Annotated in this window: 23 protein-coding genes, 1 tRNA gene and 1 pseudogene; 14 read left to right on the forward strand and 11 right to left on the reverse strand. The window is 35.0% G+C overall.

Annotated features, from left to right (window positions below; translation table 11 throughout):
• The first annotated feature begins 266 nt into the window (after window positions 1–266).
• Window positions 267–1,763 (forward strand): C69 family dipeptidase, encoded by a 1,497-nt coding sequence (locus tag AACQ49_RS07545; protein ID WP_004247788.1) that lies wholly within the window; start codon window positions 267–269, stop codon window positions 1,761–1,763.
• Window positions 1,764–1,841: 78 nt separating this feature from the next.
• On the opposite strand, the gene AACQ49_RS07550 is transcribed toward AACQ49_RS07545, so the two are convergent.
• The gene (locus AACQ49_RS07550) at window positions 1,842–2,738 is read right to left on the reverse strand and encodes an AraC family transcriptional regulator (RefSeq protein WP_004251900.1); all 897 of its coding nucleotides are present in this window, start codon (window positions 2,736–2,738) and stop codon (window positions 1,842–1,844) included.
• 351 nt (window positions 2,739–3,089) lie between these two features.
• On the opposite strand from AACQ49_RS07550, the gene AACQ49_RS07555 reads away from it, so the two are divergent.
• The 6 genes from AACQ49_RS07555 to AACQ49_RS07580 all read left to right on the forward strand — a co-directional run bounded on the left by AACQ49_RS07555 (window position 3,090) and on the right by AACQ49_RS07580 (window position 8,251).
• Window positions 3,090–3,422, forward strand: a complete 333-nt coding sequence (locus tag AACQ49_RS07555; RefSeq protein WP_004247019.1) for an MliC family protein — start codon at window positions 3,090–3,092, stop codon at window positions 3,420–3,422.
• A gap of 294 nt (window positions 3,423–3,716) precedes the next feature.
• Window positions 3,717–4,574, forward strand: coding sequence for an alpha/beta fold hydrolase (locus tag AACQ49_RS07560; RefSeq protein ID WP_161778962.1), 858 nt, complete (start codon window positions 3,717–3,719; stop codon window positions 4,572–4,574).
• 414 nt (window positions 4,575–4,988) lie between these two features.
• Window positions 4,989–5,201: a transcription antiterminator/RNA stability regulator CspE gene (cspE, locus tag AACQ49_RS07565; RefSeq protein WP_004247021.1), complete on the forward strand. Its 213-nt coding sequence runs from the start codon at window positions 4,989–4,991 to the stop codon at window positions 5,199–5,201.
• 456 nt (window positions 5,202–5,657) lie between these two features.
• Entirely contained in the window at window positions 5,658–6,584 is a 927-nt protein-coding gene (gene lpxL, locus AACQ49_RS07570) for an LpxL/LpxP family Kdo(2)-lipid IV(A) lauroyl/palmitoleoyl acyltransferase (RefSeq protein ID WP_017827330.1), read from the forward strand.
• Window positions 6,585–6,848: 264 nt separating this feature from the next.
• Window positions 6,849–7,604, forward strand: a complete 756-nt coding sequence (locus tag AACQ49_RS07575) for a class I SAM-dependent methyltransferase (RefSeq protein WP_004247023.1) — start codon at window positions 6,849–6,851, stop codon at window positions 7,602–7,604.
• A gap of 146 nt (window positions 7,605–7,750) precedes the next feature.
• Entirely contained in the window at window positions 7,751–8,251 is a 501-nt protein-coding gene (locus AACQ49_RS07580) for an anti-virulence regulator CigR family protein (protein ID WP_161778963.1), read from the forward strand.
• 288 nt (window positions 8,252–8,539) lie between these two features.
• Here AACQ49_RS07580 and AACQ49_RS07585 read toward each other — a convergent pair whose 3' ends face one another.
• On the reverse strand, window positions 8,540–8,698 hold the full coding sequence (locus AACQ49_RS07585; protein WP_004247025.1) for a hypothetical protein: 159 nt from the start codon (window positions 8,696–8,698) through the stop codon (window positions 8,540–8,542).
• Between the two features lie 453 nt (window positions 8,699–9,151).
• Here AACQ49_RS07585 and AACQ49_RS07590 point away from each other — a divergent pair, with 453 nt between their 5' ends.
• A complete protein-coding gene (locus tag AACQ49_RS07590; protein ID WP_004247793.1) occupies window positions 9,152–9,328 on the forward strand; it encodes a hypothetical protein in 177 nt (58 codons plus the stop codon).
• A gap of 170 nt (window positions 9,329–9,498) precedes the next feature.
• Here the strand turns inward: AACQ49_RS07590 and AACQ49_RS07595 are convergent.
• Window positions 9,499–10,245 (reverse strand): annotated as a pseudogene (locus tag AACQ49_RS07595) (SAM-dependent methyltransferase); the annotation flags it as partial.
• Window positions 10,246–11,094: 849 nt separating this feature from the next.
• Between AACQ49_RS07595 and AACQ49_RS07600 the strand changes: the two are divergent.
• Entirely contained in the window at window positions 11,095–11,673 is a 579-nt protein-coding gene (locus AACQ49_RS07600) for an RBBP9/YdeN family alpha/beta hydrolase (protein WP_004247796.1), read from the forward strand.
• Between the two features lie 91 nt (window positions 11,674–11,764).
• Here the strand turns inward: AACQ49_RS07600 and AACQ49_RS07605 are convergent, their stop codons facing one another.
• The 4 genes from AACQ49_RS07605 to AACQ49_RS07620 form a co-directional block, all read right to left on the reverse strand.
• A complete protein-coding gene (locus tag AACQ49_RS07605) occupies window positions 11,765–12,412 on the reverse strand; it encodes a LysE family translocator (RefSeq protein WP_161778964.1) in 648 nt (215 codons plus the stop codon).
• 224 nt (window positions 12,413–12,636) lie between these two features.
• Window positions 12,637–12,713, reverse strand: a tRNA-Pro gene (locus AACQ49_RS07610).
• A 126-nt stretch (window positions 12,714–12,839) separates the two neighbouring features.
• Entirely contained in the window at window positions 12,840–14,573 is a 1,734-nt protein-coding gene (gene yejM / locus AACQ49_RS07615; protein ID WP_012367752.1) for an LPS biosynthesis-modulating metalloenzyme YejM, read from the reverse strand.
• Window positions 14,574–14,596: 23 nt separating this feature from the next.
• Entirely contained in the window at window positions 14,597–14,824 is a 228-nt protein-coding gene (locus tag AACQ49_RS07620) for a YejL family protein (RefSeq protein ID WP_004247042.1), read from the reverse strand.
• Between the two features lie 163 nt (window positions 14,825–14,987).
• On the opposite strand from AACQ49_RS07620, the gene yejK reads away from it, so the two are divergent.
• Window positions 14,988–15,992 (forward strand): nucleoid-associated protein YejK, encoded by a 1,005-nt coding sequence (gene yejK / locus AACQ49_RS07625; RefSeq protein WP_004247043.1) that lies wholly within the window; start codon window positions 14,988–14,990, stop codon window positions 15,990–15,992.
• 83 nt (window positions 15,993–16,075) lie between these two features.
• Here the strand turns inward: yejK and rplY are convergent, their stop codons facing one another.
• On the reverse strand, window positions 16,076–16,360 hold the full coding sequence (gene rplY, locus AACQ49_RS07630; protein ID WP_004247799.1) for a 50S ribosomal protein L25: 285 nt from the start codon (window positions 16,358–16,360) through the stop codon (window positions 16,076–16,078).
• 140 nt (window positions 16,361–16,500) lie between these two features.
• Complete coding sequence (locus AACQ49_RS07635) at window positions 16,501–18,264, reverse strand: DEAD/DEAH box helicase (protein WP_161778965.1); 1,764 nt, start codon at window positions 18,262–18,264, stop codon at window positions 16,501–16,503.
• 196 nt (window positions 18,265–18,460) lie between these two features.
• Between AACQ49_RS07635 and rsuA the strand changes: the two genes are divergently transcribed.
• The 3 genes from rsuA (at window position 18,461) to AACQ49_RS07650 (ending at window position 21,248) form a co-directional block, all read left to right on the forward strand.
• Entirely contained in the window at window positions 18,461–19,165 is a 705-nt protein-coding gene (gene rsuA, locus AACQ49_RS07640) for a 16S rRNA pseudouridine(516) synthase RsuA (protein ID WP_004247801.1), read from the forward strand.
• 35 nt (window positions 19,166–19,200) lie between these two features.
• Window positions 19,201–20,385, forward strand: a complete 1,185-nt coding sequence (locus tag AACQ49_RS07645) for a Bcr/CflA family multidrug efflux MFS transporter (RefSeq protein ID WP_004247802.1) — start codon at window positions 19,201–19,203, stop codon at window positions 20,383–20,385.
• Window positions 20,386–20,900: 515 nt separating this feature from the next.
• A complete protein-coding gene (locus AACQ49_RS07650) occupies window positions 20,901–21,248 on the forward strand; it encodes a YejG family protein (RefSeq protein WP_004247049.1) in 348 nt (115 codons plus the stop codon).
• Between the two features lie 185 nt (window positions 21,249–21,433).
• On the opposite strand, the gene mepS is transcribed toward AACQ49_RS07650, so the two are convergent.
• Together mepS and AACQ49_RS07660 are read right to left on the reverse strand one after the other, a co-directional pair.
• Window positions 21,434–22,048 carry a bifunctional murein DD-endopeptidase/murein LD-carboxypeptidase gene (gene mepS / locus AACQ49_RS07655; protein ID WP_004247050.1) on the reverse strand — a complete coding sequence of 205 codons (615 nt, stop codon included), beginning with the start codon at window positions 22,046–22,048 and terminating at the stop codon, window positions 21,434–21,436.
• A 348-nt stretch (window positions 22,049–22,396) separates the two neighbouring features.
• Window positions 22,397–23,119: a phosphatase PAP2 family protein gene (locus tag AACQ49_RS07660; protein ID WP_004247803.1), complete on the reverse strand. Its 723-nt coding sequence runs from the start codon at window positions 23,117–23,119 to the stop codon at window positions 22,397–22,399.
• A 346-nt stretch (window positions 23,120–23,465) separates the two neighbouring features.
• Here AACQ49_RS07660 and AACQ49_RS07665 point away from each other — a divergent pair, with 346 nt between their 5' ends.
• A complete protein-coding gene (locus tag AACQ49_RS07665) occupies window positions 23,466–23,777 on the forward strand; it encodes a hypothetical protein (protein WP_004247804.1) in 312 nt (103 codons plus the stop codon).
• The last annotated feature ends 120 nt before the right edge of the window (window positions 23,778–23,897 follow it).

Here is a 23,897-nt window from a genome sequence, read left to right on the forward strand (position 1 = left end):
AATTCAACCAACATAGTTTGCGATATTTTTTAATATTTGACTACATCATATAATATTATTTGATTTTATATGTGCTATAAAAAATGGTTGTTAGGCTGATGCGATTTTTATTTTTTAAATAGTTAATCATTGAGATGTTAATCACGGTAATTGATTGTTTCTCATTGCTAATATTCTGCAGACCAAAAAATATCAAGTTTTTTACTCTAAAATAGAGATAATTAATTGAGATATAAATTATAAATAACAAGCAAATGAGGCATTATATGTTTTTATTTAAAAAAGCTGTTATCGCTTTGTCAATTAATATCGCATTAGTTTCTTCGGCTCTGGCCTGCACAACGTTATTAGCAGGGAGTGAAGCAACTAATGATGGCTCTTTGATTGTAGCTCGTAGCGCAGATAGTGATGCTTTAAAAGCACAACATTTTGTTATTCATCCAGCCAAAAATAATCAGACTGGTATTTATAGCACTCAAGCCCATCATGGCGCTAATAACTTTACTTATCCACTACCTAAACACTCATTACGTTATACCACTGTACCTAATTGGAAAACTCAATTGCATGGTGCAACGGGTTTTAATGAGCTAGGCGTTGGGGTGAGTGGTACAGAATCCATTTTTGCCTCACCTAAAGCATTGGCGTTCGATCCTTATGTTGAAGATACGGGGATCACTGAAGATGATATTCCAGATATTTTACTCTCAAGGGCAAAAACTGCCCGTGAAGCAATTGAATTACTGGGGAACATCATCGAAACACAAGGTGCGGGAGAAGGGTTTGGGGTTGCCGTCGTTGATAAAAATGAGGTGTGGTACCTAGAAACAGGTACAGGTCATCAATGGATGGCGCAAAAACTACCAAAAGATAAATATTTTGCGACGGGTAATCAAGGGCGTTTACAGGCTTACCATACAGATAGTAATGATAATTTAGGTTCTAAAAACTTAGTTGAGTTTGCAATAGAAAAAGGACTTTATGATCCTGCCACTGATGGCGAATTTAATTTTTCTAAAGCCTATACGCGTGATGATGAACGTGATCTCACTTATAATTATCCGAGGGTTTGGGTTATCCAGCAACAATTTAACCCTTCTCTGAAACAGAATGTGGCAGATGGTCGTCAATTTGCACCTATGCTGACACCGGAGAAAAAAGTATCAGTAGAAGACGCCAAAGCGATGTTACGCAACCATTTTGACGGTACAGAACATGATCCTTATACCAATGGATTGAATGGCAATGAACCATGGCGACCAATAAGTGTGTTTCGTACTTATGAATCTCATGTGATGCAAGTAAGGCCTGAATTACCGCAAGAGATTGGTGAAGTGACTTATGTTGGTTTGGGAATGGCTGATCTAACCGCTTTTGTTCCTTATTACAGTGGATTAAAAGCATATCCGCAACACTATGCTATTGGAACAGATAAAGCAGATAATGACTCTATCTATTGGAAATATCGTAAGTTACAAACATTAGTAATGACAGATTATCCTCAATTTGCTCCTATTGTTAAAAAAGCATACCAAGAATGGGAAGCTAAAACAGCATTAGAACAAAAAGAAATGGAGGCTAACTATTTGTCAATGAGTAAAAAGAATAAAGCAGCAGCGGATAACATGCTGAATGAATTTAACTTACGTGTAATGGCTGATGCAGAGCAACTAACTGAAAACTTAACTAATCAACTCTTTACTCTTAAAACTAAAAATATACAAGATGAGATCTTTTTTGCTAATCAATCTAAAAAAGATTAATTATTTTAACGTATTATAAATATTAAAAAGATCTCAAGATGCGTAATCAGATTGAGATCTTTTTATTTCTATTAGCGACTAAAGAACAGGAATATAGTAACTAATTTCTTGTAGATGCTGCTCACTATGGCCGATTAACTTATCATAGCTAACCGATTGTTTTAAGGTATAGCGTTCAATATCTGGACCAGATCGACGTAGCAAATTCATCTTTGGTAATACTTTGGTATATACAGTATAAATAATATCATCATACCCGGTGAGGGAATCTAAAATATTATCCATCTCAAAAGTAATAACTAAATATTTCCCATTGGGTAATTCTACTTTAGACATAGTGGAAATATTAGCAGAGCTTGTTAATTGTTCTTTACTTACTGCTGTTGTATAAATATAAGTCGTATCATCTAGCGAGCCTGCAGAAGCACGATGTGTGGCATACATTTCTGTAGGGATGGTATGTATTTCTTTTAAAAACTTCTTCCAAAATTCTTTTCTAAATTTTTTCTTATCATAATTCCATGCTGAAATATTTTTATTGTATTGATGAGCCATACCTATCAACTCTTTAGAAGGTAAGGTCATTACTTCATATTTTGCTTTAAGTTCAACAGTTTCTAATGCTGGAAAGATAAGTTCACTAATATCCCAACCTTGCTTTTTCCTGTATTCAGAAGGAGTGATATTAAATTGTTTTTTAAACGCACGACAAAACGTTTGTTGCGAATCAAAATGGTATTTTAAAGAAATATCTAAAAGGCTACTACGAGTGATCCTCAACGCATAAGCGCCACAAGATAAACGGCGTGCTAGGACATATTTGCCTAAAGATATTCCTGTATATGCTTTAAATAAGCGCTGGAAGTGCCACTTGGTATAGCCTGATTTTTCAGCAATAATATCTAATGATAAACGTGAATCTAAGTTTTGCTCGATCCAAACAATGATATCTTTAACTACATTTTCTTGAAGCATTGATCTTCCCACTATTTCACTTTATCGATATTATTAGATTAATCTATTGAAAATTAATCAAATTATTATTTGACAATAATATCATATTAGGCAGATTCTGTTACTCTAATTAAGGTAAAAGTTAATAACAATAATGTAAAGTTATGTATTTGAGTTGGTTTATTCTTAAAAATTAAGCTAGTAAAACTAATCTAGACTATTATACAGTGGGAAATAATTGCTTAGAAAATCGCTTATTTCTTTATATTACCCCTATAATTAAATACGGAGATATCTTATTTTTTATTTTAAAAAAGCTATCTAACCTAATTGGACTAACCATAGTTACTTTAATTATTTTAGGAGATGTAAATGCGTAAATTACTTTCTATCTCTGCAATTGCTTTATTAACTTCAATTATTGCAACACCTGCATTAGCTGCTAAAACAGAAACTTACGACTGTGAAGGGCAAAAAATCAGAGTTTCTTTCCCTAATGATGATTTGGCCGTAATGGATTATAATGATGAATTAATCGTGTTAAAATCCGCAGTCGCTGCAAGTGGTGCGCGTTATGTTGGAGAAAGTTTCCAACTGTGGGGTAAAGGTAGTGAAGAGTTCAATTTAGCGACGATGTCAGAAGATGAAATAGTCAATGATCGTATTGCTGAAGATACAGGGCGTACTTGTAAAATAGTAAAATAATTTAATGATTATTTATTGAGATAAAGGCGAGCTAGACTCGCCTTTATTTTTAAGTAGTTATATATTTTTTATCGGCAGTTTGTTAGGATATCTAAATATTGATTATTTTATCTCAGATAAAATATAACTGTATAAATCAATGCATACTGAGAGTTAAAATGAAATCTTATCCTTAGCTAGTTTCAATATTAATTTTAATATCAGTTTTAATAAGAAACTGAAAAATACTTATTATATCTATCATTTTTTTAATGACCGGTATTCTATCTATAAATTAATTTTGGATACAGTCTAATGAAAGTTACAAGTGCCGAAAAACATGCATTGTTATTACCAGATAATCGAACGTTAACTTGGTATGAATCTGGCCCATCAGATGGTCAACCGGTATTATTCTGCACAGGTGCAGGGATGAGTGGGCTATTAAGTATGGATGCTGAGCTGTTAACTAAGTTAAATATTCGACTTATTACACCGACTCGTCCTGGTTTAGGTGAATCAACCTTTGATCCTAAAAAGACATTAAAATCGTTTTCTAGCGATGTATTATTCTTATTAGCATATCTTAATATTAAGAATATCAGTGTGATAGGATTCTCTCAAGGTGCTGTTTTTGCGATGGCCATTTGTTACTATGGTAAAGTGGATAAGCTGGCAATTGTTGCTGGTCAAGATCAACTAGATTATCCTGAAATAAAAAAACTGTTGTCCAGTGATGTGGTTAATATGCAACAACAGGCATTATTCGATCCTGATGGATTAAAGATCTGGATCATTGAAAATATCACCGCTGACTGGTTAATGGATTTTATTTTGAATTATAGTGCTGATGTTGATTTGGCTCTTTATCAAGAAAATAAATTTTTTCCGGTTTATCAAGCTTGTATGAAAGAAGCATTTAAATATGGAAATAAGGGCTATGCTCAAGATTTATTAATCACGATGCAACCTTGGGGATTTACTCCAGAAATGATTAGCACACCTACAACATTATGGTATGGACTAAAGGATACGAGTACTGTTCACTCGCCTGATTTTGGCAAGTTATTGTCTCAACGTTTTCCCCATGCACAACGTTATGTCTATGATAATGAAGGTGGCTCTTTGTTGTGGACTAAAACATCACAGATTTTAACTAATCTTATTAGTTAATCTGAGCAAATAAGCAATAAAAACAGTAGATGGTATAAATATATCAGTAGATATTGATTGTTTTGTAAAATTATCAGTATCTACTTTTAGTAGGTTTATTCCCAATAAATAGCTATCTATTTGTAAAAGTTAACAATTTCATGGTAAATAAATCAAATAAAAAATAAATTTACACTTCTATAAAAAATAAAAGTGAAAATAGTTTGCTATAAAATAAATTCTATGACTTAATAGCGTCATTGGTTTGGAAGTACAGACCTATTTATGTTAGTCCAGTTTTTAGTAGTTCACCGTTTAGCGCTATCCTTGATACCTCTTCGTTGCGAATTCCTTCAAATAGTACCCATAAGTAAAAATCCGAAATCAAACCGCAATTAGCCTTATGGCATAACTAAATTTATTAAAGGAAATTCTATGTCTAATACAATGACTGGTACAGTAAAATGGTTTAACGACGATAAAGGCTTTGGCTTTATCACACCTAAAGATGGTAGCAAAGATGTATTTGTTCACTTTTCAGCAATTCAAAGCGATAGCTTTAAATCACTGAAAGAAGGCCAAGAAGTATCATTTTCTATTGAAAATGGTGCAAAAGGTCCAGCAGCTGCTAATGTTATCGGTCTGTAATAATTATGGATTATTGCGTCTAAGACTTAAAGATACTTATATAAGTGTATCTTACTAGACGAAATAACTGAAAAACCTCACTGATGTGAGGTTTTTTTATATCTATTATTTGCTAATAAAAATAAATTTTATTCTAACTGATATTATTAAAGTTTGGTAAATATTCACCATACATAAAAAAAGAAAATAAAAATAATTTTACTTACTTTGCTATTACATATTTTTCCAAAAAGATTAGAATAAAAGCAATCAGAAAATAAAGCTATGACTGGTAGTTTTTCTTTAAGAAAAGAATAGGAAAAAGCCGTTTAAAATAAACTTATATAAGATAAATGATAAATTTTATTAAGTGGTATTCACTAAGTAACTTATCTTAAATAAACTATCTTAAATAACTGTTGTCTAAATTAACTTAAGCTTAAAAGAAGTCTTTTAAGTGACGAAAGGGCAAATCTTGTGTACGCTAAAAATTCTTTTTCACTACATCTGTTACACCCTAAATATTTTCTTACTTGGCTAGGCGTATTTATTCTTTTTTTATTAGTACAATTACCTTACACGTGGCTTTTATTCTTAGGAAAACATTTAGGATTACTATCGCGTTTTTTTATTAAAAGAAGAGTTTCGATAATAAAGAAAAATTTAGAGTTATGTTTTCCGAATAAAAGTAAAAAAGATATCGATAAGCTAGTTATGGAAAATTTATCAGCATTAGGTATCGCTCTATTCGAAACTGGCATGGCATGGTTTTGGAGCGATAACAGACTGAAAAATATCTATCAAGTCGATGGAATAACAAATTTTACTGAGGCTAATCGAAAGCATACCGGTATTTTGTTGATTGGTATTCACTCCATGTCGTTGGAGCTTGGAGGGCGTATTATGGGGTTGTGCTTCCCTGTAAACGCAATGTATCGGCCTCATAATAATAAAGCGATGGAGTTTATTCAAACTAGGGCAAGATGCCGTTCTAATAAAGGTATGATTGATAGACGTAATTTAAAGTTTATGGTCACTGAATTAAAAAAAGGGAAGGCCATTTGGTTTGCACCAGATCAAGATTTTGGTTTAAAAGGAACCACCTTTTCACCATTTTTTTCGGTTAAGGAAACGTCTACTTCAAAAGGTGCTGTTATATTAGCAAAGTTATCAGGAGCTCCTTCTTTAACGGTAACATTGGTACGTAACCATGGTCATGATGATAAAAAATATAGCTTAATTATAGGTAAAGAGCTTCATAATTATCCAACAGAAAATATTCAAAATGATACAGATAGAATGAATCATCTGATTGAAATTGAGATTATGCGAGCGCCAGAGCAATACTTATGGGCTCATAGACGTTTTAAGACCAGACCCAAAGGTGAAGCCAGTTTTTATTAATAAAAAAAGACCAACACATTAAGTGTTGGTCACAGTAAATACTGGAAGCAATGTGAGCAATGTCGTTGCAAATAGTTTAGTAAAACACTCAACTATTCACGAGTTAAAAGATAATCATTCTCAACTAGGTTGTCAACCTTAAATTTTATAAGGGGATAAGTAGTGTGAGGGTAATGTAAAGGCCTACTCTAGATGCCTTGGTGCCTTGTATAATTTTTTCTTTTTAATAAGATACATAAAAATTGGTACAGACTAAGGGATATTATGCAGAGTTATCACTCTCTATCGGCTCAAGTTTATCAATTGGATAAACCGATAGGATGCAGTTTCGGCGATGTTGAATACTATCAACAGCGATTAAAAGATGTTAAAGGTAAAATTTTAGAGCCGGCAGTAGGAACAGGACGCATCCTTATTCCTTTATTGCAATCAGGTTTTAATATTGAGGGATTTGATCTTTCCGAAGAGATGCTTGAATTTTGTAAGAAAAATCTAATCGAGCATGGGTTTACAACCAACTACGTAACTCAAAATAATTTAGTCACTTTTGAAGTCAATACCCCTGTCGAGGCTATTATTATTCCTACAGGGACATTCCTCTTATTAAATACCCAACAGCAGGCGATCCAAGCCTTAAAACAGTGTTATCAAGCGCTTGAGTTTGGTGGGCGCTTATTGGTTGATATTAGTCTTGCCCATCATTTTGTTAAAGGTGAATGTACTAGTCGCCAATTTAATACACCAGAAGGCGATCTAATTACCTTACAGATAATTAATGCTGAAATTGATTATATAAATCAGTTAACTACTTCACACCATCGTTATGATAAATGGCGAGATGGCAAGATCATTGAAAGTGAATGGGAAGTTTTCAGCTTAAAATGGTTTGGTGTGTCTGAATTTGAACAAATACTACGCTTGATTGGTTTTAAACAGATCACAATATCAGCCGATTACCAGTATCTGCAAACCCCCAGTAATACGACAGAAATTATGACTTTTGAAGCGTATAAAAAATAGCATTAAATAATAAGAGGCTGTATTTAAAGCTAATTTTTTATAGCCTCATTTATTTCGCCTTTCTAAAGTTAATCAGAATATTGGCAGTTGTATTTTTATGTGTGGAATTATAACGTTGTAAGGTGTCCTTTTAAGGAATAACTCACATGAAAACACCCACTTTATTAAAGCATGGCTTAATAGCTACTTTGACCTTTATGGTTTCTTTGAATTCCTTCGCCGATCCCGGAAAGGGTAAAGGTAATGGAAACGGTAACGGTAATCCTCATAGTCATCAAAATCAAAGAGGTAACAACGGTTTTAATAAAGGACATCAGAACGTAAACCAACAAGATGGATTTTCTTCACAACTGCGTATTGATAGTCGAGGAGGGCTCTCTGTCTCAATCACTTATGATGATGCAAGAGCATTAGCAATAAAGAACAATCTAACTGGATATAAAGGCCTTCCTCCGGGAATAGCAAAGAATTTAACAAGAGGTAAGCCATTACCTCTAGGTATTGCGAAAAAAGCCGTACCCAGCATTATGCTAAGTCAGTTACCGCATTACGATGGATATGAATGGCAGATAGTGGGTAATGATTTGGTGTTAATCGCAATAACCACATCAATTATTGCCTCTGTTATTAATAATGTTTTTGATTAAGGTAAAACATAGCCTCATTTTAATGTCATGTTATATCTGCTTCAAAACTATAAAACCTTCCTACTAACAGGGAAGGTTTTATGTTTATTGAAATGCAAAAATAAAAAAAAGACCAACGCTAGGAGAGTTGGTCAATAAATACTAGAAGCAATGTGAGCAATGTCGTTGTGAAAGACCGAGTAACGCACTCAACTATTCACGAGTTAAAAGATAATCATTATCATTTGAGTTGTCAACCCCACTGAAATTGTGACTACTATTTTTTGATATAAAAAACCAAGTGCTTAGCTATTTTATAAAAACAAGTGTTGGATTTTTATTAATAATAACAAGTAGATCTGCTTCTTTATTACAATTAATCGCCTTTTCTATGGCACGCATTTTTTTTATCTTTTTTGCTAAATTCTTAACATGTTGAGAGCGTAATGACATTGTTGGTTTAACCATGATATTTCTCCTTAGTAGTAGAAGAGATAACAATAGTAGGGATATTGACTAAATGCAAATGATAATTAATATCATTTGATGGCTATTAATACCCTCACTTATTAAATGTGAGCTGTATGGAGCGTTTTTATTGCAATTTTTCTTGTTTTTTTCCCGTCAACAGACTAAAAAATAAGGATAAAGTACTTGAGATAAATTTTTTATCAGAACTAACTTCTGCAAATATTCTATTTAGTGCTATAAGTCTCAATAATTAATATTAAAAATTACTCCGTAAATATAGAAGTATTATATTTTGTATAATTTATATTTTAACCATACTTCATTTGAAATTTTTTATATAAGTAGTATGGTAGTTAGCAGCTATTAAAAAAATAGCAAAGAAATAAAAAATTTATTTTTAACAAATCTAAGAGGAACCCATTTACTCTAAAATAATTGAGGAAAATTATAATGGATAATAGTGATAAGTTTTTTTCTAACGATATATGTCCTAAAACTGCTTTATATGGACAATTTTATGGGAATGATCAATACGCAGGCCGTGAACACGAAAGAAAAATATACTACGGCAGAAAATTTCCTAAAACTAAAAAAGGTTATTATTTTAAAAAGCTAATGAATTTTTAATAATAAAAATCACTATATTAAATAATATATATTTTCGAAGTATTTATAAGATGGGTAGTCTTATATAAGGTTATCCATCTTGGATGAATTTATATATTTATCTGTGGATATTATATAAATATAATAATTTAAAAGGTATAGTCCGTTTAGACTATACCTTTAGTGTTATTTTATCGAGCAATTAATGCAAATACCCCCCAGCCTAAGTATTCTCGTGTAAAACTAACATGACGTTTAGGGGCTATAGTCAATTCTGTTCGAATTTCTTGAGCAAAATTATCGGCACTATTTTTGTCAAGCCAACGGCGCATAGTCATCCATTTAGCAGCTTCATATCTATCCCAACCCTCTTGATCTGCCAGTACCATTTCGACTAGATCGTATCCTTGATTGTCGAAAGAGACAACAAGCTCAGATAAAGTTAAAAAATCTGATATGGATGAAGCACCACAAGCTTGTGCTATCTCTTGTGTTGTTGGAATTTGCCGCCAATATGGTTCTCCGATAAGAATAAGCCCACCTGTTTTAATACTTTTTGCTAGTAGCTCGATAGTTTCAATTACACCACCAGCAATCCAAGTTGCTCCTATGCATGCTGCTATATCACATTTTTTATCACTAATATAATCTGAGGCATCATGATGGATAAAATGTACTCGATGGCTGACGCCTAACTCTTCTGCTCTAGATTTTGCTTGTAAAGTAAACAGCGGGCTTATATCGATGCCAATACCTGTAATATTGTAATCGTGAGCCCAAGTACATAGCATTTCACCAGAGCCACTTCCGAGATCAAGAATTTGCCAGTTTTCTTTCATTCGTAATACTCGACCTAAGGTGGCATATTTCTCTGGTGTGAAAGGGTTATGAATACGATGCTCACTTTCGCTAATAGTGAAAATACGAGGAATATCCATTTTAATTTCCTTTAATTGTTATAAAAGAGAGTGTGAACATTATTAAACCTAGTAATATTATTGATGTAATATTACTATCTAACTGATTTAATTTGCTTTTTAATTTTTTTAGAAAGGTAAGCTTATACGTTAGAACATCTAGATTTTGGCAATAATCTTTAATAAGAGTGATATAACTAGCTATAGCGCCAATAAACGTAAATTGGGTAGAAATAAGTAAAGAATAGTATTTTTGATGTGATGGATCCATACTAGAAAACCTGTTTAATCATCATATGCAATATAAGCAAACATATTGTGGTGCTTGCATGAGAATACAGCGCATTGAAACCAGCTATTCGCCCTAAAAGGTCGAAATAGTGGTTATTAGATGATTACATTTTCCAGCATCAAAGCCTCAGGTAGGAATTAAAGGTTGTTTACACTAGGACATTTTCATCGATTTTTTAGATTTGTAAATGCGTAAGTCTGTAAAGTGTGAGCCGGATGATAGTTTTATTTTGGTTGAGCCATCTATTTACAATATATCAAAGTAAAAGATAGTGAACAGGGGAACCCCGGACCTTGGCCGACGCTTATCTTGCAGACCAAACTATTTCATGCGGTGTTTTATCAGGTGTATCGTAAAACCTTGTCCTCAGTGAAGAGAGTAGTACAGAAGCTATGTTTAATAAGAATACAAAATAACTGGTTATAAAAACAGTACTTGCTTGTGTTGTGTCCGTGATTATCTTATTATTTCTAAATCGTGGGTGACTTATTACTTACCATACTAAATTTTATCAATACCTAGGGTATACAGGTATTAAACTTATTATTTTGATAATGTGTATCTATATAGGAGGATGAGTGAAAGGCAAAAGAGTTGTTATTGTTCATGGCTATACTGCATCTCCCAAGGATAATTGGTTTCCATGGTTGAAAGAAGAGCTTGGATCATTAGGATATGATGTCAGTATACCTATGATGCCTGAGCCTAATCATCCTAACCCTAATGAGTGGCAACAAAAACTTGCCGATGAAAACATAATACTTGATAAAGATACTATTCTTGTTGGGCATAGTCTGGGATGTATAACTTTATTACGTTTTCTTTCTGAACAGGCTTGTGAAGATATAACAATAGGCGGGTATATTTTAGTCGCTGGTTTTAATAGTGAACAAAAAACTTTACCTGAGTTGAACTCTCATATTTATAATAATCTGAATTATAGTAAGTTAATTAAAATATCGGATAAAAGGGTGTCATTAATATCATCCAATGATTGGATTGTGAGTCCTGATTCATCCAAAAAATTAGCTAGTCAATTACAAACTCAAATTGTTATTGAAGAAGATGCGGGTCATTTTCTTGATAAAGAAGGCTATATTAAATTGCCAGTCATGCTTGATATTTTTAAATATATGTTGAATGAGCATAAGCTATAAATACAATGTCAGAATATTCGTCAATTGGTTTTTATCAGTCATTTAAATAAAAGAAAGAACAGTCGCCTTTACCTTTATAAAAGGCGACTGTTTACTCAGCGTGTGGTGTTATTTTATGGCTTTTCTGTGAAACTAAAAGCCCAATCCCTGCACTAGCTAATAAACTTGAGCACATACGATTGAACACTTTTTTAGCATGTGGTTTTTTTAGCAACTTTTTCATGTGTAAGCCTAACCAAGCGTAGAGCATTATTGCAATAAACTCGAGCAACAAGAATAAAGAACCAAGTATTAGAAACTGGGAACTAGCCGGTAATTGTGGGCTAACGAATTGCGGAAGAAAGGCCGTAAAGATAAGTATTGCCTTTGGATTTCCTGCTGCAACAAAAAACTCTTGCCTTGCTAATTTGGCAATAGAGTTATTCTTCTTATTTGAATCAAATTTGAATTCATCAGTTGGGGCTTTCCATAATTGATATGCGAGCCACAAAAGATAAGCAACCCCAGCAAATTTAATTACACTGAAAATGAACTCAGATGTTTGCAATACAACAGCTAGCCCAAATGAAGCTAGAACAATCATAATCACGAATGCGAGTAATCTACCGAGACCTCCTGCACATGAACGAGCAAACCCATAGTAGGCTGCATTATTGATTGAAAGCAGGTTGTTTGGCCCTGGTGCAAGGTTTAAAGCAAAACAGGCTGGGATAAAAAGAAGTAATGTAGAAAGTTCCATATAATTCCATTTGTATTTTTTAATGTATGTTTGCAAGGTTTCTCATTCTATAAGCTATATTAATGAATTGTAGAATAATTACAGCATAAGAATAGGGGGAAAATTGGAACTTAAACAAGGTAAATCTGATGTGGGTTTTACACCAGTTTTACACCAGTATTACACCAAGAAAATTCCAGACATAAAAAAACCAACCGTAAGTGGTTGGTTTTTTTAAATAAAAATGGTCGGCATGATAGGATTTGAACCTACGACCCCTGACACCCCATGACAGTGCGCTACCAGGCTGCGCTACATGCCGATTGTGCTTAGTATATTACTGTTTTTTACTGCTAAAGCAACCCCTTAGATACTTAACTGCTGTATTTTTATTCATTATAGTGACGTCAGTTGTTATTAACTTTTTACTTATAGTCTTTTTTTAATACTAACGCTCAATAAATCGTTTTTGCTCAGCAAGTACTTGCAATAATAGGCGTAAATCAGGTTTGGCGGATTGGATCTCTTTGCCTGATTTATCAAACAAAGCATATCTGCCATGTTTATCTATCATTAACGTATTATCTTGTAAAAAGACCACTAGAGTTTCATTATCACCAGTAAAAATCCAAGGGTGATTACGCGTATTAGCAAATAGATCTTCGCCTTGAGAATAGTTATCTGCAGGGCTAATAACACCTAATACATGTTGCATTAGCGTTGTCATTATATCTTGGTGACTGGTTAGTTTATCTAGTTTTTGTGGTGTAACATTAGGCCAATGTATTACCAGCGGAACCTGCGATTGACTTAAATTAAAAGTGTCTTTGTTAACAAGCCATTGGCTATCTTGTTTATCATTGTTCTGATGATAATTTGACGTTACGACCACAACGGTATTATCAAGTATGTTGCTTTCTTTTAAAGTAGTAAAAATGGTCTCTAATTGACTATTTAACTGTGCTTGAGAAGCTGATGTATGCTTATCACCGTTGATTTGTAAGAAAGAGAACCAAGGTGTGCTTTGTTTATTTTTTAACAACCATGAACGCCAACTATTAATCGTTGTGTCGTTATCCTCACTACGTGAAGTAGGTAGTGAGTAATCAGCCAGCACCGCTTGTGTAAATAATGGCGATTTAAATCCGTTAGTTGAAAATAGTGCTAATTGATAGTGACGATAATTTAAAGCGTCAAAGAGCGCTGAGTTTTTGCGGCTACTTAACACACTATCCAAGTAAGACGGTGAAATGCCATAAAATAATCCAAACAGCGCCGTTTCGTTATTTATGCCTGCTGAATAGTGCTGAGAGAAAGAGAGGTTATTATCAGCAAATTGTTGCAAGCTCGGTAGTTTGGCAACGTCTTCATTACCTAATCCATCAACCACAATCATAAGTAAGTTATATGAGCTTTCATCTTTAGAATAATCAAGAGGTGTAAGCGGGTAGGTGATACTCTGTGCCGCAGGATTACCCTCGCTCATTAAGCGCTGCTCATACTCAGATTGATTAATAAAACCATGCCGTTCAAGGAATTTACGTGCAGTCATTGGATAAGACAGCGGTAAGTTTGCACGTTGCATAGTAATAGGGCGATAAAAATTAGCATCTGCCCAAATAGACATAGAGTGAGATAAAATAAAGCAACTAATAAATACACAGGCTAATGGTTTTCCCCATCGCTGGCGGTTTAAGCTGCGCAGCTTTTGCCAACTCCATGTAGCAAATAGCATTTCGATAAGAAAGATAATGGGGATGCCAATAAAGATAAGTTGCCATTCTCGCGCCATTTCACCTTCATCTGGATTGATAACCAAATCCCAAACCAACTGGGTCAAATGAAGTTGAAATTGCTGGTAAACAGCTATATCAAAAATAAGTAATGTCAATCCTGCGCTAGCTAAGGCGCAGGATATCACCCTAAGTAATCGTTGCGAAACTACTACAAAGGTCAACGGGAAAAGAATAAGGATATAAATAGCAAACACGATAAAACTAAAATGGCCCATCCAACTGACAATAGCGTAAAGACGACCTGCAAAGGTACTTGGCCAATCAGCAATAAACAGGTAACGGCTCCCAAGCAAAAGGCTTAGAATAATATTAAACAGCGCAAACCAGTGACCCCAACTGATCATTTGGGATACTTTTTCACGATAGGACTGATTTCTCGTTACCATGTCTATAAATATTTCTGTGTTTATTAGTGAATATTGCCTTCATCAATTGAAGCACGTAAAGCGTGAACAAAAGAGTCTGCAATCAGCATTCGTTGAGCAGGGGCAATACTTGTATTGATCAAGTTTGTCACCATGTTCCCCAACACCATCAAAGAAAGATCTGTAGGAGTATGATGTTTTTCAAGAACGCTGACAAGTTCTGCAAGTAATTGCTCAACTTGTTCATCACTATAACGGGATTTTTGTGGCATAAAATCTGAATTCCTACTAAATGGATAAAACGCTATATGTTACCGCAAGGCGTGTTATTTTTCTGCTATTAAATTAATTATTTTGCGGTTATACCCCTTGATAGTAAAAGTAGGGGATGTTTGAATACGCGCACAAAAAGAATCGGGATAAAGGAGGGCGCCCATGAGTCTAGATATTAACCAGTTAGTCTTGCACCAACTTATTAAGCGTGATGAGCAGACATTAGAAGTGGTACTTCGTGATTCACTCTTAGACATTGAGCCGGTTGTTCAAGAGATGGTCGAAGAGTTACATCGTGTTTATAGTGCAAAAAGTAAAGCCTATGGTTTATTTAATGAAGAGAGCGAATTAGCTCAAGCATTACGTTTACAACGTCAAGGTGAAGAAGAATTTTTAGGTTTTTCTCGTGCAGCGACGGTTAGACTTAAAGATGAGTTAGCGAAATACCCTTTTGCTGAAGGGGGAACGGTTCTTTTTTGTCATTATCGTTATCTCGCGGTGGAATATTTATTAATCGCTGTATTGAATAGCTGTAATAGCATGTGGGTCAATGACAGTCTTGATGTATCTTCAACACGCTATTTAGATATTCCTCATGCAGATATTATCGCTCGTATTGATTTAACTGAATGGGAAACTTCACCCGATTCTTTACGTTATTTAACCTTCTTAAAAGGGCGTGTAGGACGTAAAGTTTCAGATTTCTTTATGGACTTTTTAGGGGCGCAAGAAGGTTTAAATACTAAAGTACAAAATAAAGGCTTATTACAAGCGGTTGATGACTTTTGTGAAGCATCAGACATGAATAAACAAGAGCGCCAAACTTGTCGTGAGCAAGTCTACAGCTATTGTAATGAGCAATTGCAATCGGGTGAAGAGATTGCATTAACTGAACTTGCACAAGAGTTACCGCCATTAGGTGATCAAAACTTTGCACAGTTTACAGAAGAAAAAGGGTATGAATTAGCGGAAACTTTTCCCGCAGATCGCAGTACATTACGTCAATTAATGAAGTATTCAGGAAGTGGTGGGGGGTTAACGGTTAATTTTGATGCGAAACTGTTGGGAGAAAGAATTTTTTGGGATCCTGCTACCGATACACTGACGATAAAAGGAACTCCACCTAATTTACGCGACCAGTTACAGCGTAGAGTCTCAGAAAAATAGGCAATAGATAGAAACAAATAACGCCACATTAAGTGGCGTTACATGCTCGGCGTCCCGAAAAATAAAGCTCGAAGGTTGGCTTATTAAGCGCGCAGGAAGTCAATATGAGTAATTTTTGGCTTATACTCGTGACGTTGCACTGCTTTAACTTTAACTTTAGTTGCTTTACCATCGATAACGAGGTTAACGAAATCAGCGTAGAACTCAGATTTGTGTTCTTGGTTGATAACTTCGTTGTGATCTAAATCGATAGCGATTGGCTCTTCATTTCCGCCATAAACGATAGCTGGAAAACGGTTAGCCACACGCAGGCGGCGGCTCGCACCCTTACCCTGCTCTTTACGTACTGTTGCATTAATAGTTAACATCTTTTTTCTCTTATGAAAAAGAAAATACATACTTGTTACAGGCGACCCAGCAACAAGCTCGAGATTTGGTTTATCTAAAAACAGATAAAGCGGGGCGCATTTTAACGAAAAAGCACTCTAACAGCAAATATAAATCGACTTTAATATAAGGTATCTGCTTTACGAAAGCGTCCATGATAGTCAAATAACTTATTACGAATTTGCCAAAAGCCATCTTTTTTATTTTTTTGTGCCACAATAAAATCAGGATAACGTAATAAATCAAACTGATTAATAATATCTTGAGCGTTATGCCATACAAAAGGAACGCCAGGGGCGCGCTGGTGTTCGCGTAAAAACTTGAGTTCAAATACTTTACGTTGGGCAGGCGTTTTTAAACGAAATCGTTCTGAAACAGAAGTACCTTCTTCATCATAATAGTTGATTTTAAGCCACTCACCTTTTTCATCTTGACCACTGAGTAATTGCATTCCTCCACAGCGAAGGATAAGGGCACCTTTTAGCTTTAAAGCAGCTTTGAGCATATCATCAGGATCAACTAGGATTTCATTACAGTGCACACAACGCCGTGCGGCGATATCATTTTCTTCATTACAGTGTGGGCATAATTTAAAACGAAAGCGATAATCACACTGTTTTTTTTGTCCTTGCTCATCAAGCTCCCAACCTTGGCAACGTCGCCCATAGTGCTCAATAATATCGCCATCTGCATCAACTATGCCCCAGAAAGTGTTAGCGAATTGACAGAGAGGACAAAACACTTGTACCGGTTTGCTATTTGGATTGGTTTTTTTACTACCCACTTCAGGAAGATAAAGGTCGTGAGGGTTACCTGCATAATCTAAGATTAAACATTCTGTTTTTCCTGCAAATAACCTTAATCCTCGTCCTACTATTTGTTGATATAAACTGACGGACTCCGTTGGGCGTAAAATAGCAATTAAATCAACATGGGGCGCATCAAAGCCTGTGGTTAATACAGCAACATTAACCATATAACGTAGCTGTTGCTGTTTAAACTGTGAAATTAATGCGTCACGCTCAGAAGAGGGGGTCTCAGCACTGACTAACGCGGCTTGTCCTTGGGGTAATAATGTGAAGATTTCTGTCGCATGTTCGACTGTTGCCGCAAATATCATCACACCACGGCGTTGTTCACCGTATTCAATTATCTGTGACACAATATGGGGTGTAATACGCTGTTGTTTTTTTACTTCGCGATTGAGATCTTCTTGATTAAAAATACCATTTTGGCTAGTTCTAACTTGGCTAAAGTCATATTGCAAAATAGGCATATCTAAACGTGTTGGTGGGACTAAGAAATGGTGACTTATCATGTAGCGTAAAGGTAATTCATAAATACAGTCACGAAAAAAACAATTGTCATCTCCTTTTACCATACCGTGATAGTGATATTGGTAAATCCAACCAGTCGGTAAACGATAAGGAGTAGCCGTTAATCCTAAGATGCGTAGTTGGGGGTTAATGGTTTGAAGTTGTTTGATCACTTGTTGGTATTGGCTATCTTCAGACAGACTAATACGGTGACATTCATCAATAATTAATAGAGAAAAAGCATGCTCAAACTGCGATAAGTTACGTGCTACCGATTGTACACTGCCGAAAACAACCTTGCCTCGACTCTCTTTTTGCTGTAATCCGGCGGCATAAATATCCGCAGATAGACCATAGGCTTCATATTTGCTATGGTTCTGCTCTACTAATTCCTTTACATGTGCTAGAACCAATACCCGCCCACGTGCTCTTTTGGCAAGTTCGGCAATGACTAAGCTTTTTCCAGCACCGGTAGGTAATACAATAAGTGCTGGTGTTTTATGTTGGCGAAAATAAGTGATTGTCGCGTTAACCGCGTCAAGCTGATAAGGTCTAAGTGTAAAAGCCATAACCATACATCAAAAGCAAAAACAGAGCACCAGCGTAGCACTTTTTAGCGGTGAGTGCGAACAGAAAGACTGTAATTAAATACAGTGAAAGGCTAAATGATTTAAGGGTAAATTAATTAGTTGTTTTATTGTTAATATTCATTTTTAATAGATGCCATCATATCAGATGGTGCTCTTCCATTTTTCAGAGAAATTCATGCGATTAGATAAATTTTTATCCCAGCAATTGGGGATTAGCCGTAATTTAGTAGCTCGTGAACTTAGAGCAGGGCTTGTGACTATAGATGGTGAAATGGTAAAAACAGGTGCGACTAAAATCACACCTGAACAAGAAGTTGCTTATGATGGCAATGTGTTGACACAAATTTTAGGCCCGCGTTATTTTATGTTGAACAAACCTATTGGTTATGTGTGTTCAACGGATGATCCTGTTAACCCCACCATTCTTTATTTTATTGATGAGCCACTAGCACATAAATTACATGCTGCGGGGCGTTTAGATATTGATACTACAGGGTTAGTGCTATTAACCGATAATGGTCAATGGTCTCATCGTATAACGGCACCTAAACATCACTGTGAAAAAACGTATGTCGTAACGTTGGAACAGCCTATTGCTACGGATGTCGCTGAGAAATTTAAAACAGGTGTCCAGTTAAATGGCGAAAAAGAATTGACTAAGCCTGCGACATTGGAAGTAATAACGCCGACTGAGGTAAAACTGACCATCAGTGAAGGGAAGTACCATCAAGTTAAACGTATGTTTGCTGCGGTGGGTAATCATGTTGTCGCGTTACATCGAGAGCGTATCGGTGATATCACATTAGATGATGCTTTAGCGCCAGGAGAATACCGACCGCTAACAGAAGAAGAAATCAATAGCATTCATCTACCTAAATAATAATTATATATTGTCGTTTTTTGGAGTTTAACTGCGTGCAAGAGCAACGTCCGTCGTACTTTAGCCTCATTTTAATATTGGGGCTTATTTCCATGCTTATGCCACTGGCTATCGATATGTATCTGCCAAGTTTACCTACTATAGCACGGGATTTTGGCGTGCCTGGTGGCCAAGTTCAGATGACATTAAGTAGCTATATCTTTGGTTTTGCTATTGGGCAAATGGTCTATGGGCCGATGGCAGATAGTCTAGGGCGTAAACCGGTTATTCTAGGTGGTGTGATTGTTTTTGCATTAGCGTCGAGCGCTTGTGCATTATCTGACTCGATCGATATGCTAATTGGTATGCGTTTTCTACATGGATTTGCTGCTGCCGCTGCAAGTGTTGTCATTAATGCTTTAATGCGGGATATGTTTTCAAGAGATGAGTTCTCAAGAAGCATGTCATTTGTTGCATTAGTCATGACGATTGCTCCATTATTAGCGCCATTACTTGGTGCTTGGGTGATGAACTGGTTCTCATGGCATGCTATTTTTTGGAGTATCGCTATTGCGGCGATCATTGCTGCTGCATTAATTGCGCTCTATATACCGGAAACTTTGCCCAAACAGCATCGCCAACGTTTTAGCCTGCGAGTGACATTTAGTCAATTTATTAGCTTATTTAGAGCACGTCGAGTACTTTGCTATATCCTGGCATCGGGATTTTCTTTTGCAGGGATGTTTTCATTTTTAAGTGCAGGGCCTTTTGTTTATATCGAACTACATGGTATTCCATTCGACCAATTTGGCTTGTACTTTGGTTTTAATATTATTTTCTTGATTGTCATGACCAGTATCAATGGGCGCTATGTGCGCCGATTTGGTGCACTGAATATGTTACGTTTTGGGTTAACTGTGCAGTTTTTAATGGGCATATTCTTAATATTGGTGGTTGCCCTTAATTTACATTTTTACTTCCTTGTTGTGGGGGTGGCTATGTATGTTGGTGGAATAGCCATGATAACCTCAAATGCGATGGCCGTTATTCTTGAAGACTATCCACATATGGCGGGTACGGTATCTTCTTTAGCCGGTACTATCCGTTTTGGTGTGGGGGCTTTAGTTGGAACCGCTATTGCAATGTTACCCGCTAAAACTGAGTGGCCGATGGTGAGTTCGATGGCATTTTGTGTTATCTGTGCCATGAGTTTCTTGTTACTTGCTCGTCGTTATAAATAAGAATATCACGCTATAAATACACTGTATTTATAGCGTTTTCCTTTCTTTTTATCTTTAAAATGTCCTTATTGACATGTTTTTCACTAAATTTTTCTCTAAATTCTTTCCCTTCAATGTAACTTATTTGATTTGTATCAACACTTAATGTTGTGTTTTTGTTAAATTAACTAGGGTTTATTTTAATAATCATCTACTATTGTTTTAGTAATATGAAATATCATGATAAAAATTGATAGATTGTTTTACTTAAATGCGTAAAATTTTATGCAATTATTTTATATAGTTGATAAAATGTTAAATAAATGAAAGAATAATTGAAAAGAGTAATCAGGGCTGATATGAAGGTTGATAAAGGTTAAGCGAAATAAATAGCTTAAAATACCTCTCTTTTTGTAAGATTATTGTAACGTTCATGCTTTATTTTTAACAATATTTTAATATGTGTGTGAGCAAGTCAGTTCAAACTCGTATTGATGATGTATTAAATTAACGTGTTGATGAAACAGGATTGATTTGTGGAAAATGTACAACTTTCGGTGGTTCATAAGCTGCCGCTGAGTTATCGGTGGCTAGCAGGCTTTACAGGCACAAGGGTAGAAATTCTACCTGAGAATGATGCTAGTAGACAAAATACCTTGATTGGCTTAAAACTACTAAGTCATGATGGTATGACTTTAGATGAGGCAATACAGAACTTACAAAAGTATCTGAATAATCTCAATATTGAAAATGTGATTATTGAGTGGGATGGCGTACCTTGTTTATTTTTACATAGTGATGATGAGTGCGCAGCACTTTGTTGCTTAAAAAATGCAGGGGTTGCAATTGCTGAGCCATTTCCAACAGACTACTCTTATCTGTAGTTCTTTTTTGTTCTTAATGGGTATTTCTCTACGACATATGCACAATCTATTGCTATGTACTTAGATAAAAATACTCACTAACGATGGCTATATGGCTCTGTTATGCAAGAAAAAACAACATAAAAAAGCCCCATACTCAATAAGTATTGGGGCTTTTTTATTGCGATAAGATATAAGGGAAAATTTTATCTTAATGACGCTTGAGAATAGTTATCAGCAAGACTTGTTGTTGTATTATTATCAATGATCCGACGTGCTGTATAGAAACGGTTTTTCCAATAGACATTGGACATTTCAGAAACAATAACACCACTGCTGGTTGACGCGTGAACAAACTTATCATTACCGATATAAATACCAATATGACGCATAGTGCGACCAGTCTTAAACAGTACTAAGTCACCCGCTTTTAAGGTTGAACGATTAACTTTGGTACCGGCAAATTGCTGATCGGAGGTTGAACGAGGTAATTCGACACCAAATTGATCACGAAAAGTTCTTTGGACAAAAGCGGAACAATCAATACCACTTTTTGTATTGCCACCTAAGCGGTATGCAACACCTTTCCAGTCTGCATATTGGTCAAGTATCTTAGATTTTATATCGAGATTCTTCACCAATGATTCAAATTCATCTTGAGATGCTTGGGAAATAGATGTGCTTGAAGATTTATTAAGTGGGGCAGTTGTTGAATTAGCTAAGCGTGAAGACGCGTTTTGTGAACTACAGGCTGATAACGTAGCTACGACAATAAACGCCGGTATGAGCTTAAGCATTCTCATAAACGGTTTATTTCTCATTGTGACAGATTTCCCTTACATCCTTATGTGCGAGATGAGCACATGAATATTCACCAAATAACCAGAGAATATAGTGTAATTTAACTCTGGCAACCCTATTTCGCGAAAAACGTGCTCTAAAGCACGTAAATATCCACATTAAACAATAAATAATGTGGAAACGTAAAAAGTTTACATAAAGAAAAGTCAAATGGCGAGAGGAAAGAGGCTTAATTTACAAAACATTAGATAATAAAGAACACATACTAAAAATGATTATCTTTTTGTTATAAAACTATCCTTTTACAGATAAAAAATAAGCGCTCAGTAGGGCGCTTATTTTTACTTTTACTTATTTTTTATACTTAATTAGCTAAATGCTTTTTTGCCTTTAAAAGGGAGATGTTCATCTAGCCAATGAATGATGATATCGGATGCAGGGGTTATTAATAACCAGCTTGTTGTGACTAAAGTGAGCGAGATAGAACCAACTAAGATATCAGAAGCCCAATGTGCGCCAGCCATAACACGAGGTAATGAAAAAATTACCGTAATTAAAAGAGCGCATAAAAAAGAGCGAAATGAAAGATAACGTAATATAAAGCTACAAAAGATCAGTAGCATCAAACCATGATCGCCAGGAAAGCTATCACCTGATGCATCTTTAGTCGGTATTCCTGTCACTACACCTACACGGTGCACATCGTGAAAATGAAGTGTTGGGCTAGGTCTTTCGATAGGAATATTTTGTCCAATCTGATTAATTACGATTGCACTTAGCACCATAACTATACCCACAATAATGAGATGGCGTTTGCCCTGATAATCTTTCTGACGAAAAGTATGGTAATACAACCCTCCCATCGCCAGCAGAATAATCACATCGAATGCTCGATTATTGACATAAGCCACAAACATAGCAAAAGAAGAATCTGGCAATAGTTGCCGATTAAAAAAATAAAAGATATGTGTATCTATTGAAAGCCAAAAGCCATGTTGTGCGGGAAGATACCAAGATAAAAAAAGAGTCAATCCAACCAAATTTAACAGCAAGATAAGAGACAATTTTTGTTTAACAGTAGAAAGTTTCATAAGGATAATTAAAAAATTCGTTGATTAATTGTGATCTAAATCACAAATACTCTAAGTTTATGGCAGGGACTATAGCCAAAATAAAAAAAAATATCTTTGCAATTAATTGCTAAGGTAAATGTTATCCTTTTGTTTCAACCTTGTTAGCTTCTCTTATCTTGATATAAGTCAAATATAGAATATTTTTTATTGATAGTCTTAATTTGAGTATTTTATAATTTCTTTCTAAACTTTAATCAAAGATAAAAGTTAAATAAATAAAGTTACTAGCCGATATTAGTTATTAGTTTAATAGCATATTGGCTCGTGGACATTCTGTACTTAAATAAATGAGAGGAGGTTTATTTTGAAAAAGATACCGATAGTTTTAGCATGTCTAGGTCTATTATTAACGGCACCTAGTTTAGCACGTGAAAGTAAAGTGTTAGGCTCAACAACAATTACTTTTGTTGGTGCTATTGTCGAAGGCGGATGTTATGCATCATCAGAAGAAAATACTGTTAAAACAAGTTGTTGGAATGGTAAGGAGATGAAAGACTTCCAATATAAACTAGATGCTAATCAGCAATTTAACTCGCAATTAATTAATAATAAAGGTTTTATGGATATCGAATGGATTAACGATCATCTAGCAGTAATGAATATTGTTTATAATTAGTTAATTAATACTAATAATAAAATAAATTGTGTTAATTAAATAGAAAGTTGATGTTTAAATAATTAGGTTATTAAAGTTATGAATATTTGACTTAAGCTTAAATCAACGTTGATTTTTTAT

The organism is Proteus sp. G2675, from assembly GCF_963886535.1.
GTDB lineage: Bacteria > Pseudomonadota > Gammaproteobacteria > Enterobacterales > Enterobacteriaceae > Proteus > Proteus mirabilis.

What these genes read in the sequence shown, in the direction of transcription:
- AACQ49_RS07545 (WP_004247788.1), top strand. Translation starts at nt 267, where the DNA reads ATGTTTTTATTTAAAAAAGCTGTTATCGCTTTGTCAATTAATATCGCA.
- AACQ49_RS07550 (WP_004251900.1), bottom strand. Translation starts at nt 2,738, where the DNA reads ATGCTTCAAGAAAATGTAGTTAAAGATATCATTGTTTGGATCGAGCAA.
- AACQ49_RS07555 (WP_004247019.1), top strand. Translation starts at nt 3,090, where the DNA reads ATGCGTAAATTACTTTCTATCTCTGCAATTGCTTTATTAACTTCAATT.
- AACQ49_RS07560 (WP_161778962.1), top strand. Translation starts at nt 3,717, where the DNA reads ATGAAAGTTACAAGTGCCGAAAAACATGCATTGTTATTACCAGATAAT.
- cspE (WP_004247021.1), top strand. Translation starts at nt 4,989, where the DNA reads ATGTCTAATACAATGACTGGTACAGTAAAATGGTTTAACGACGATAAA.
- AACQ49_RS07575 (WP_004247023.1), top strand. Translation starts at nt 6,849, where the DNA reads ATGCAGAGTTATCACTCTCTATCGGCTCAAGTTTATCAATTGGATAAA.
- AACQ49_RS07580 (WP_161778963.1), top strand. Translation starts at nt 7,751, where the DNA reads ATGAAAACACCCACTTTATTAAAGCATGGCTTAATAGCTACTTTGACC.
- AACQ49_RS07585 (WP_004247025.1), bottom strand. Translation starts at nt 8,698, where the DNA reads ATGGTTAAACCAACAATGTCATTACGCTCTCAACATGTTAAGAATTTA.
- AACQ49_RS07590 (WP_004247793.1), top strand. Translation starts at nt 9,152, where the DNA reads ATGGATAATAGTGATAAGTTTTTTTCTAACGATATATGTCCTAAAACT.
- AACQ49_RS07605 (WP_161778964.1), bottom strand. Translation starts at nt 12,412, where the DNA reads ATGGAACTTTCTACATTACTTCTTTTTATCCCAGCCTGTTTTGCTTTA.
- yejM (WP_012367752.1), bottom strand. Translation starts at nt 14,573, where the DNA reads ATGGTAACGAGAAATCAGTCCTATCGTGAAAAAGTATCCCAAATGATC.
- AACQ49_RS07620 (WP_004247042.1), bottom strand. Translation starts at nt 14,824, where the DNA reads ATGCCACAAAAATCCCGTTATAGTGATGAACAAGTTGAGCAATTACTT.
- yejK (WP_004247043.1), top strand. Translation starts at nt 14,988, where the DNA reads ATGAGTCTAGATATTAACCAGTTAGTCTTGCACCAACTTATTAAGCGT.
- rplY (WP_004247799.1), bottom strand. Translation starts at nt 16,360, where the DNA reads ATGTTAACTATTAATGCAACAGTACGTAAAGAGCAGGGTAAGGGTGCG.
- AACQ49_RS07635 (WP_161778965.1), bottom strand. Translation starts at nt 18,264, where the DNA reads ATGGCTTTTACACTTAGACCTTATCAGCTTGACGCGGTTAACGCGACA.
- rsuA (WP_004247801.1), top strand. Translation starts at nt 18,461, where the DNA reads ATGCGATTAGATAAATTTTTATCCCAGCAATTGGGGATTAGCCGTAAT.
- mepS (WP_004247050.1), bottom strand. Translation starts at nt 22,048, where the DNA reads ATGAGAAATAAACCGTTTATGAGAATGCTTAAGCTCATACCGGCGTTT.
- AACQ49_RS07660 (WP_004247803.1), bottom strand. Translation starts at nt 23,119, where the DNA reads ATGAAACTTTCTACTGTTAAACAAAAATTGTCTCTTATCTTGCTGTTA.